At 43.3% G+C, this 11,504-nt stretch carries 7 protein-coding genes and 1 pseudogene; 3 read left to right on the top strand and 5 right to left on the bottom strand.

Translation table 11 applies throughout. The annotated features are described in order from the left end of the window. Nucleotides 1-602: 602 nt before the first annotated feature. Nucleotides 603-1,526, top strand: coding sequence for a LysR family transcriptional regulator (locus tag ABWT76_RS25810; protein WP_054464870.1), 924 nt, complete (start codon nt 603-605; stop codon nt 1,524-1,526). A 101-nt stretch (nt 1,527-1,627) separates the two neighbouring features. Then, a complete protein-coding gene (locus ABWT76_RS25815; protein ID WP_054464871.1) occupies nt 1,628-2,662 on the top strand; it encodes an anthranilate phosphoribosyltransferase family protein in 1,035 nt (344 codons plus the stop codon). 107 nt (nt 2,663-2,769) lie between these two features. Here the strand turns inward: ABWT76_RS25815 and ABWT76_RS25820 are convergent, their stop codons facing one another. Further along, nucleotides 2,770-3,855, bottom strand: a complete 1,086-nt coding sequence (locus tag ABWT76_RS25820; RefSeq protein ID WP_054464906.1) for a phosphotransacetylase family protein — start codon at nt 3,853-3,855, stop codon at nt 2,770-2,772. A gap of 245 nt (nt 3,856-4,100) precedes the next feature. Continuing rightward, nucleotides 4,101-4,484: a type IV pilus biogenesis protein EbsA gene (gene ebsA, locus ABWT76_RS25825; protein ID WP_054464872.1), complete on the bottom strand. Its 384-nt coding sequence runs from the start codon at nt 4,482-4,484 to the stop codon at nt 4,101-4,103. A gap of 779 nt (nt 4,485-5,263) precedes the next feature. On the opposite strand from ebsA, the gene ABWT76_RS25830 reads away from it, so the two are divergent. Next, on the top strand, nt 5,264-6,691 hold the full coding sequence (locus ABWT76_RS25830; RefSeq protein WP_054464873.1) for a glycosyltransferase family 2 protein: 1,428 nt from the start codon (nt 5,264-5,266) through the stop codon (nt 6,689-6,691). A gap of 11 nt (nt 6,692-6,702) precedes the next feature. Here the strand turns inward: ABWT76_RS25830 and ABWT76_RS25835 are convergent. The 3 genes and pseudogenes from ABWT76_RS25835 to ABWT76_RS25845 form a co-directional block, all read right to left on the bottom strand. Next, nucleotides 6,703-8,019 (bottom strand): annotated as a pseudogene (locus ABWT76_RS25835) (RNA-guided endonuclease InsQ/TnpB family protein). A 244-nt stretch (nt 8,020-8,263) separates the two neighbouring features. Continuing rightward, complete coding sequence (locus ABWT76_RS25840) at nt 8,264-10,309, bottom strand: elongation factor G (RefSeq protein WP_354635179.1); 2,046 nt, start codon at nt 10,307-10,309, stop codon at nt 8,264-8,266. A 768-nt stretch (nt 10,310-11,077) separates the two neighbouring features. Beyond that, nucleotides 11,078-11,503, bottom strand: coding sequence for a hypothetical protein (locus ABWT76_RS25845; RefSeq protein ID WP_054464875.1), 426 nt, complete (start codon nt 11,501-11,503; stop codon nt 11,078-11,080). Between the last annotated feature and the right edge of the window lies 1 nt (nt 11,504).

Raw genomic sequence — 11,504 nt, forward strand, 5'->3', positions numbered from 1 at the left:
TGGGGGGATTTTTCTCCCACTATCCCGCTTTGATTTTCTCTGGAGAGTCCCATGATTTTTGTGCTGCTACGTCGAAATATTCAAACCGATCTGGACTTCGATCTCTCCAGCAAAGTCCGGGTCGCTATCTGAGTCACGATTGTCACGTGAGTTTAATTGCATTTTTTGCATTTTGTCATGCCTTATATGCAATTAATGCCATAACTTTGTATCAATCGCTGCAAAATATTCCGTTTAGGTATGAGTTAACTTAAGGGAAAGCTGACTGAAAATATTTGAGAAAATCTGAGAAATTTTCCCAAGTGCCAGATTGTTTTATGGCTGTAATCATAAGGTTATTGCCGATTTAAATCTAACTGGCGTGTCCTTTGTGATTTGTTTATGATTTGTTGAGGATAATGCTCTAAGACTGAAGCCTAATTCTCAAAGATTATCCAAGATAATCCAAGATGATCAAATATGATTTTTAATCACTTAATATAAATACTTATTATCGAGTCATAAACCGAATAAATTTTAGTATAAATTAGTCAATATTTCGAGCAAATATAATTGATATCCATGTCATACACATCCCAATCATACACATCCCAGAACATTCTATGCGTGTCGAGCAGTTGCAAGCTTTTCTCTCTGTGGCAGAAACGGGCAGTTTTCAAGCAGCAGCCCGACGCTGTGGGTTTACCCAATCTACGATTAGTCGCCAAATTCAAGCGTTAGAAGCGGAAGTTGGATTGGCTTTATTTCATCGGACTGCTCAAGCGAAGCTGACTGTGGCCGGAGAATGTTTTTTACCCAGGGCGCAGAGAATTTGTCAAGAATGGCAAAAAGCTTTGGAGGAATTAACAGAACTTTTGGAAGGAAAACAGCCAGAATTATGTGTGGCGGCAATTCATTCTGTTTGTAATTATTATTTACCGCCGATTTTGCAGAAATTTTGTCAGAAATATCCAGAAGTCCAATTGCGGGTGACTACTTTAGGCAGCGATCGCGCTTTGAAAGTGCTCAAAGATGGCCTGGTTGACTTAGCGATTGTGATGAATAATCGATTTTTAACCACAAGTCCAGAAATGGTTGTGGAAATTTTATACAATGAATCGATTAAACTGTTAATGGCCGCCAATCATCCTTTAGGACAATATGAAACCGTCCCTTTGGCAGAACTAGCGAAATATCCCCAGGTAGTTTTTAAGGATGGCTATGGGATGCAACGCTTGGTGCAAGATAAGTTTATGCAGCAAGGACACAATCTGAAGGCCGCTTTAGAGTTGAATAGTCCAGAAGCTTTTCGTGGTGTAGTTCGCCTGGGGGAAATGATTGCTTTGTTGCCAGAAACGGCTTTGTGGGATGCCTACCACGATCCAACTTTAGCGGTGCGATCGCTCCCATCGGAGATCGACGCTGAAGGCAAAGATGCCTGGATCCGCCAGGTGGTGATGGTGACGACCCGCGATCGCCTGCAAATTCCCCCTATCCAAACCTTTTGGCAGCTAGTCCGGGAATTCGTTCCTGTGCAAATGCGGTAATATTGATTGTTGATTGTTAATTTAGTTACAAAATCAAATCATTAATCACTAATCACTAATCAAATGATTAATTGTTATGAGTAACCACATGAGTAATTGTTATGAGTAATCGTTTCCGAGAATTTATTCAAAAAATTGGCAGTGGCCCCCACACTGGAGAGAATTTAAATCGCCAAGAAGCCGCAGAAGCCATGAGCATGATGCTAAACCAAGAAGCGACTCCCGCTCAAATCGGGGCATTTTTGATCGCCCATCGGATCAAACGACCCACGGGAGAAGAACTGGCTGGGATGTTGGATGCTTACGAAGAAATTGGCCCAACCTTAAGGCTTTCCGGGGTAAAACCTATGGTGTTTGGCTGTCCTTATGATGGCCGATCGCGCATGACACCCCTGGTGGTGATTACTGCCCTAATCCTAGCGACTGTCGGTCAACCGGCGATCATGCACGGTGGGGACAAAATGCCCACCAAATACGGCGTCCCTTTAATCGATATTTGGCAAGGCTTAGGGATTAATTGGTGTACTTTTTCCCTACAGCAAGTTCAGCAACTCATCGAAACCACAGGTTTGGGATTTGTCTATCTGCCGAATCATTTTCCCCAAGCAGCGGGTCTGGTTCCCTACCGCGAGCAACTCGGCAAACGACCACCGATCGCCACTTTGGAGTTAATTTGGTCGCCTGTAGTCAGTGACTATCACCTGATTGCGGGTTTTGTTCATCCCCCAACGGAAACCTTGTTTCAGGAGGCGTTAGCCTTACGGGGAGTCAAGAATTTTACCACCATCAAAGGTTTAGAAGGCAGTTGTGATTTGCCCCGCGATCGCACAGCCATTATTGGCAGGATCCAAAATGGTGAATTCCAACGCCTACATCGAAATCCATACGACTATGACTTTGGCGGCAAAAACCCCCCCATCCCAGAGACAACCCCGCAACTGATCCATCAAATGCAGCGGATCTTAGAAGGGAAACCATCGGAATTAATGCATTCGGCGATTTGGAATGGTGGATTTTACCTGTGGCATTGTGGTTTTTGTCCAGATATCGCCACCGGCTTTGACACAGCGGAAAATTTATTGAGCACAGGTAAAGTGAACGCCAAACTGCAAGAAGTGATGAGAATTAATAGTTAATAGTTAATAGTTATTGGTTAGTGGTTATTGGTTATTACGCTCAAACAACCACCAACCAAAAACAAATAACCAATAACCACTAACCAATAACCACTAACTATTAACCCTTAACGACTCACCAAAATTGGTCGGTCAATGTTGAGGGAAGCCAACAAGCGATCGACCAGAAAATGCTCTTGGAATAATTGGCGAATATAGTCAACTTTCATGGGTTCATGCAGGCGGACTTTACCCAAACTTTCGGTAATAATTTCAACCGTTTTCAAAGTATCGAGGTCTACAGATAAAACCGGCACTTCGGCTTCTTCAGCGCGATTTAAAATAATCGGGGAAGGTCGAATATTTCCGGTGACAATCAGACAATTGGTAGACGTTTCTAAAGCGGCTAACTGAATATCCGTCCGTCCCCCTCCTGTAACCACTGCCATGTTGACTCCGTTTGATAGATACTTCAGCGCCGAGTTGACATTCATGGCTCCAATTTTCAAGGTTTCTACCATTAAGTTTAATCGGTCAGGTCGGCAAAGCACTTGAGCGTTTAATCGTTCGGCTAATTCCCCGACACTGACACCCCCCAAAAAAGCAATTTTTGGCAACATGGCAAACACGATTATATTTTGTTGTTCCAAAAATGGCTTAATTAATGTTTCTGTTTCTGCCAAATTTTCCGGCGGAATGTCATTCAGGACAACACCGATCAGGCGATCGCCCAATCGTTGTTTAGCCGACAACAAAATATCCACTGATTCTGGGGATTCAAACCGCGTCACCAACACCACAGAAGCATCAACTAATTCGGCGATATCTGGCAAAGATAACTGATAAAGATAGCCCTCATCGAAACTCGCCGGCCCTTCCATAATAATAATATCTCCGCGAATATCTGCCAAAGAATTTTGCAGATATTTTTTATAGTCGAGTGAGCCTTGATTTGTTCCTAAGCGTTCTTTAAAGAGTTGTTTCCCTAAAAATAGTACGGTTTTTCCCAGGTTTTGATCGCTCAAATTTAAGGTTTTGGCCAAAAACTTTACATCTTCATCGACAGGATTTGGTTCCCATTCATCCTCACATCGTCCCACAGGTTTTGCATAAGCAATTTCCAGGCCGCTTTGCTGGAGTTGTGGACTAATTCCCAGGATAGTGGTTGATTTTCCACTATAGGCTTCTGTTGACCCAATTAACAGATATTGCATTGGTTTTTTTTTGGTTGCATTAAGATTTTGCACGCTTAACTCCTTTTTATTTAGTAACCCATAAATAATTTATAGCTTATTTTTCGCTGGAAATGTTCAGAATTTTCAACTAATCAGCAAATAATCATCTCGATTTTGGCAAAAAAACCCTCACTTGATCTTTTGTTTACAAAGCTGTTTACAAAGCTTGGCCGGATATCCCTGATGCTTAAATATCTTAAATATTGATTCCTTGAGTTATTTAGTTAGTCATTTCTTTGGAGTAATTTTTTGTAGAAGCCTTTGCTAAAATCAACTACATGATGCCGCCGGTGATTTTCAATAATTTCAATTAAAAAGTTAATAAAATCAACATTCGTCATGGTCAGTTGATAATTTAAATCCGCATTACCATCAAACTGAACTCGACAGCGAGTTGGGTCAGCGGGAAGTGAAGACACTTGCCAACTAGCCACAAACTTAATATTTTCTCCCCATTCAATTTTTCTTTCCCCTTCTAAATGTCCTTGACGATAAAGGCTAATCGCTCTAGGTAATAATACCCGTTTTTTCTCTTGATTATAGTAGGGTAAATAGATGCCGACTATTTTTTTATCTGCGGGTTGTAACAGATCTAGATTAGTGGTCATATTTAATGCTCCTTTCCTGAATTAAGTGTCTCGCTCAAAAATCTGTAGTGGCAATATCTATGACTCACTAGAGAGTCATGGGAGTACATTTAATGATTTTCTGATTTTTGCTCGACGGGTTGCTAAAGTTAAGATTATTTGTATTTATATCTACATAGCAGATATCGCAAATATAGCAAATTTATCTTCAATTAATTTACCATAATATTTTTTAGATAACTTGTTTAAACATCAAGAAATGATTAAGTTTGACTAACGGCGTTGATTGACACCAGTTAGTTTTTCATAAAATTCAAGATTCTTCATAAAGAATCCAGCGTAAAGGTTTCAATAACTTAATGAGTATAAAATCAGGGTAATTCATGGCTTCCCATGAATCGTTTTCCATCATTTTTTGTCCGTGTGTAAGCTACTAGCGGTCTCCAGGAAATGATTCGACTGACCTGGGCGTTCAGGCGATCGCTCATCCCTAGGAGTCAGAGAGGGCGATCGCCTGAACGCCCAAAAGGAAAAAAATTATGGTTCCCCCGATCGCCAAGAGAGAAACTTAGAGAAACTTTCTGTTTTCATCCTGGCACGAGCATGGTTCAGTCCTGAACAAGACCCTAGGGGATCTGGGCAACAACCCTCAATTTTTCCACAAAACTGGCAGTTAATAAAGATATGGTATTTTTAGCTACAATAACTCATTTAGAGTTTTTATGGAAGCGAGAGGTGATAAAATTTATCTCTCATTGCCATCAAACACGATCGTTATTAGTATTTAACTGTGATTACCTATGCCAGCAAATTCCTGGCCAGAAAACCATTCTTACAGAAATTTTCCGCCCCTTAGAGCGATTTTGTATAATCTGTCCGATCCAGAGGCAGGAGAAATCGATCCGGCGATCGCCTATTCTTATTCAGGATATGAGGGTCGTCGGGCTAAAGCGGCCATCCTTTTGATCGTTGCCTGGACTGGCACCATCGCCCTCCATTTAGTTTCCTGGGGGTTCTGGTTGGTGGTGGGCTTTACTGGACTGCTTTGCTTTCAGGCATTGCGGATTTTGCTGGCACGTCCCCATCAGACTCCTGAACCTTTAGCCCAGGCGGATCAAGCCCACTGGCCGTCAGTGTCCCTGCTGGTGGCAGCGAAAAATGAGGAGGCGGTGATTGCCCGACTGGTGAAAATGCTTTGCCATCAAGATTATCCCACGGAAAAATATGAAGTGTGGGTGATTGATGATTGCAGTAGCGATCGCACCCCGGAAATCTTGCAAACCCTCAGCCAAGAATATGCCAACCTGAAGGTACTCCGCCGGTCGGCCAATGCTAAGGGAGGCAAATCCGGCGCCTTGAATGAAGTTTTGTTAAAAGCCCAGGGGGATTTCTTAGGGGTATTTGATGCGGATGCCCAGGTGCCCCCGGATATGTTGCGGCGGCTGTTGCCTATGTTTAACGAAGCACGAGTGGGCGCGGTGCAAATGCAAAAGGTGATTGCCAATGCGCCATTGAATTTCTGGACGCGGGGACAAGAAGCGGAAATGGCTTTAGACCTGTATTTCCAACAGCAACGGATTGCAGTCAACGGCATTGGGGAACTGCGGGGCAATGGTCAATTTGTGCGCCGCAGTGCTTTAGAAAGTTGTGGGGGCTGGAACGAGTTGACCATTACCGATGACCTGGATCTGACCATGCGCTTACATTTGGATGGTTGGAATATTGAGGCGATCGCCTTTCCTGCGGTGCTTGAAGAAGGAGTCACCAGTCTGAAAGCCCTGTGGCATCAGCGCAACCGTTGGGGAGAAGGGGGCTATCAACGCTATCTGGATTACTGGCGGCTGATTTTCAGCAACCGAATGGATATGCTCAAAACTTGGGATATGTTTGGGTTTTGGATTATGCAGTATTTCTTGCCCAATGCGGCAGTCCCAGATTTACTCATGGCGATTTATCTCAAACATTTGCCGGTAATGAGTCCCCTGACCACTTTGGCCATTTCCCTCTCTTTGGTGGGAATGTTTACAGGTCTGCGTCGGGGCAATCCACAGCAAGAAACCCGGTTTCGGACGTTCTTCGGCACCCTGGTCAAAACCTTACGCGGCACATTATATATGTTGCACTGGTTTGTGATAGTTGCCAGTGTGGGCATCCGAATTTCCGTGCGTCCCAAACGCTTGAAATGGGTGAAAACCGTTCATCAAGGTACTGGGGAATTGCAGTTTTGACACTCCCCGGCCTAAAGGCACGGGGATTCTTGCTTCACCGAGCAACCTTGCTTAAGCACCGTTTCCAGGTTTAAGTAGAAGGTCATCTCTCCACAAGCGTTGATTTCCGTATGCCCTACGGTATTTGAAATATATCCCATCAATTTTAATGCCTTCATCAGAATGTTAATTGCGGCATTTTCATCCCTGTCCAGTACAGCACCACATTTACAAATGTGAGTTCTTACTGACAGGGATTTTTTTACTTTATTACCGCAATTAGAACATTCCTGCGATGTGTATTGTGGCGCAACGAGAACCGCAACCTTGCCAAACTTAACGGCAAAATACTTCAACCATTCCCGAAACAAATACCATCCAGCATCATTAATTGACTTGGCTAGGCGATGATTCTTTACCATGTTCCGCACCTTTAAGTCTTCAAACGCCACGAAATCGTGTTTATTTCATCACGCACCTTGCTAATTTCACCGCAAAGTCTTTACGCTGACGAGATACTTTCAGGTGTTTTCTCCCCAAACGGTTAATAGCTTTGGTTCTATTTTTAGAGCCTTTAACCTTTTTGGCAACTCGACGCTGCAAGCGTTTTAGTGCTTTCTCCGATTTTCTGAGATGTCTGGGATTATCCACCTTTTCACCATTAGACATCTCCAAAAATCAGATATAAAGCTTTGGTATGGCTTTGTGACGGGCAATTATTGGAGATGTCTATTGCTGTCGGTGTAAAAATGATTTAATTCCACGTCAATGCCAATACATTTGCCAGTTGGCTTAACTTCTTCCTTGGCTAAATCACTAGAGATACAAAACTGGCAATAAAAGCCATCGGCACGCTTAACCAGCCTAATCTTCTGAATTTGCTCTAATTGATAAAAGTGCAAATCGCGAGTTCCGATTAGTTTAAGCGTGCCGATTTTATTCTTGTCGGTAAAAGTTATCTTCTTCCTGTCTTCAGAAAGCGCCCACCCAGACTTTTTATACTCTACTGAACGTTGGTTCTTCTTGAACTTAGGAAATCCTTTCTTGCCAGGAATCTTTTTCTTGCAGTTATCGAATAATTTGGCTATACCACTCCAGCAACGTATGCGCTTCGCGCAGGGTTCCCCAACGGCAGAAGCTTGTCTAGCTGTCGAGTTGAGTTGATTTGCAAATGGGAATTCCTTGGCTAACCTAGCAGTGTATTTGTTGAGATCGTAGCCGTTGACACTTTTGTTATCCATCCAATATCTCAGACATTTATTTCTGATGAATTGGGATGTGCGAATAGCCTCGTCTATTGCCGCGTATTGTTCGGGTTTTCCCAAGCATTTAAACTCAAAAACTAACATGGTTTATCGACCTACTTAACCATATATTTATGGTAGCTCTCGACCCATAAATATGGGCTTGTATGTAATAAATTATTAATATTCTGCGCGATGACAAGAAAGCCGTCCTAGAAGGACGGGGTTTTAAACCCAAATTTCTGATAAGGGACAGACCAAAAAGAAACGCCAGAAACCCCAGAAACCCCAGAAACCGGGTTTCTTGAAGAAACCCGGTTTCTCATTGAGGGATACTCAAAAGCGATCGCTAACCCTTGCCATTATAACTGCTTTGGGTAGCCAGAACTCGTTCGGCTAATTTATCCGGGACTTCTTGGAGGCGATCGAACTTCCAGTTAAAGAAGCCGACACCCATTGTGAGCGATCGCAACTCCACAATCAAATCCTGCATTTCCGATTGGGGCAAATACGCCGAAACCTTATCCCAGCCCTTCCAATCACTCATGGGTTCATAGCCGAGGATTTGGCCACGACGCCCACTAATAATCTGCATCATATTGGAAGTAAAATCACTGGGAGCACAAATCTCCACCGAGGCAATGGGTTCCAGCAACGTAGGACTGCATTTGGCCATCCCTTCCTGCATCGCTGCCCGGGCTGCCAACTTAAACGACTGTTCAGAACTATCCACCGAGTGATAAGACCCATCGGTTAAAGTCACCGCCACATCCACCACGGGGAAGCCCAACGGCCCTTTCACCAAAGACTCGCGCACCCCAATTTCCACCCCAGGGATATACTGCTTCGGCACCACACCGCCCACAATCTTCTCGCTAAATTCAAAGCCTTGCCCACGCTCTCGCGGCTGAATACTCAGATACACATCCCCAAACATCCCATGACCGCCACTTTGGTGCTTATAGCGTCCATGTACTTTCTCTGCTGCTTTGCGAATCGTTTCCTTATAAGGAACCTGGGGCACATGAGTGGTCATCGGCAAATTATACTTCCGCTGTAGGCGATCGAGCGCCACTTTCAGATGAACTTCCCCCTGACCCCAGAGAACAATCTCGTGGGTATCCGCATTTTGTTCCCAAGTTAAAGATGGGTCTTCTTCCAGGAGTTTACTCATCGCCGCACTGATTTTTACCTCATCACTGCGTTTTTCCGTCGTCACCGCCAAAGCAAACACTGGCGGAATCATTGGTGCTTTGGGTAAATCTACTTTTAACTTGGCATTACTCGCCGTCAAAATATCCCCGGTAGCAATTCCTTCCATCCGAGCCAACGCCACCAAATCCCCGGCTGAAGCGGTCTGCAAGCTTTGGGTTTGTTGACCCATCATCTGATACATCCCACCAACGCGCACGCCATTTAAGCTCGTGCCATCAGTGAGTTCCCCTTGCCAAACCCGCACCAGAGAGAGTTTACCGCCTTGAGGGGTGTAATAGGTTTTCACCACTTGTGCCACCGTCTCCTGGGCATTGGGCTTCAATCCTCGGCGTTCGGCGGTTAAGCTGGGTTCTGGGGCTTCCCGAACCAGGGCATCTAAAAGCGGTCGTACCCCATAGTCTTGCTCCGCAATGCCCATAAACACCGGCACAATCAAATCCGCCCCTAATTCCATTTTCAGGTCTTTAACAATTTCCTCTTGGGACGGTTCGATTTCCTCTAAGAGTTCTTCGAGGAGATGGTCGTCAAAATTGGCCAACTCTTCGAGCATTTCCTGACGAGCGGCGTGTTCTTCGTCTTTCAGGTCTTCCGGCATGGATACGGGATCCGCCGCCGCCCCGGCATGGTAATGATAGGCTTGCTCGCTTACCAAGTCGATAAAGCCAATTAGATCATCACCTTTGCGAATGGGATATTGATGCGGCACTAAAGGACGGCTGGAAACAGTTTTCAGGGCATGGAGTACATCCATGAAACTGTTTTTTGACCGATCCATTTTGTTGATAAAAACAATGTGGGGAATTTCCCAGTCATCTAAAAATTTAAAAATCGGTGAGAGGGTGAGAACGCGGCTGACTTCCGCTTCGCAAACCACGATCGCGGCTCCGGCACCCATCAGCGCATTGTAAGTTTCTTGGGCAAATTCTACTGAACCTGGACAGTCAAGAAAGTTGAAGCGAATGTCTTGATAAACTGTGCTGGCGGCGCATACTTCCACACTCATTTGACGGGCGCGAGCTTCAGCGGAACTGTCCCCAACGGTATTGCCATCTTTGATGCTCCCTTTGCGGCTAATGGCGTTGGTGACATACAGGACACTTTCCAAAAATGAAGTTTTACCACTTAAGTAAGGGCCAACAATTGCCACATTCCGCACGCCCGATGCAACTTTATCAGTCATAGCTTGCTTCTTCTCCTTCAAAACTTAAGAAAAATTGAAATTTCAGCCATTTAGGTAAAAATGAGGTTAAAATAGCCAACTGTCTAGCAGTAACGTAGATTTAAGTTAGTATTTTTTAGCTCAATTGGCTAAAATGAAATCTAGCATTATCTATTGTTCAACTAATTACGTTTAATCACATTATAAGGTCAAAAGTCAGGAAAAACTATTAATTTTTATTAAATAAAATGGAAAAATCTTAATAATAGTTGAGACTCTCTCCCGGTAGAGAATCTCTAAAATTTTTCCTGAACTTTTTTAGTAAATTTCCCTATAATTTACTAAAAAGGTTTTTTTGTTTTTTTTGCCCTAGATCGCTACAGAAATCGGCACATAAATAATCGCCATAGAAGATTGGCGATCGCCTCAAAATATTGCATCTCCTGCCGGTATATATGCCCCGGAGATCGATCCCCGGCTTGCCGTCCATACTTCCATGATTGATAAAATTCAGATATTGTTGCCCAAAGATATTTTCAACTAAACCCTAATGCAAAATTATAGAGCATATTCATCGCAGACTAAATCTTATTTATACATCTTATTTAGGCCATAAAAATACATGGTAATGGTTGGGAAATTACCAAAACACATTTTAACGATATTCGGCCTTTGATGCCTATTCCATTCACCGAGTATGGTGATAATTTGGCAATAGGCACATGGGATAGGGAAGAGGTGGTGGCGGCGTTGGGGAATAAGTGAGGAAATGAAGTCGAAATAAATATACTATGGCTTCCAATTATCGATATAACCCCGAATAGCGGCTAACTCTCTCCGATAATCATTAAGTTTGCTACTGTGAGAATCAAGACTTTCAATAATTAGCTTATTTTTAGCTTCTTTCTGCTGAAGTTCGTTCCACAAGTTATTCAACTTCACTTGAAATAGGCTCTTAAAATCATTAATTTTATCTAACCCGCAAATGAATTGGGAAAAATCTTGTTCTAGAGAACTATAAATAATTTGCTTCATCTGCTCTCTATGCTGGTTTATTTGACTATTAAATTGACTGAAGATTTTGTGAAAATCCATTTGATGTCCCATGTAGTAAAAGTCCACCCACTCACCATCACCAATACAGCCTTCCTGAATATAGTCGTATTCTTTAATGGGAATTTCAATTCCTGTTAATTGAAAATCATCTATTCCCATA

The sequence above is a fragment of the Planktothricoides raciborskii GIHE-MW2 genome (assembly GCF_040564635.1).
Lineage (GTDB): Bacteria > Cyanobacteriota > Cyanobacteriia > Cyanobacteriales > Laspinemataceae > Planktothricoides > Planktothricoides raciborskii.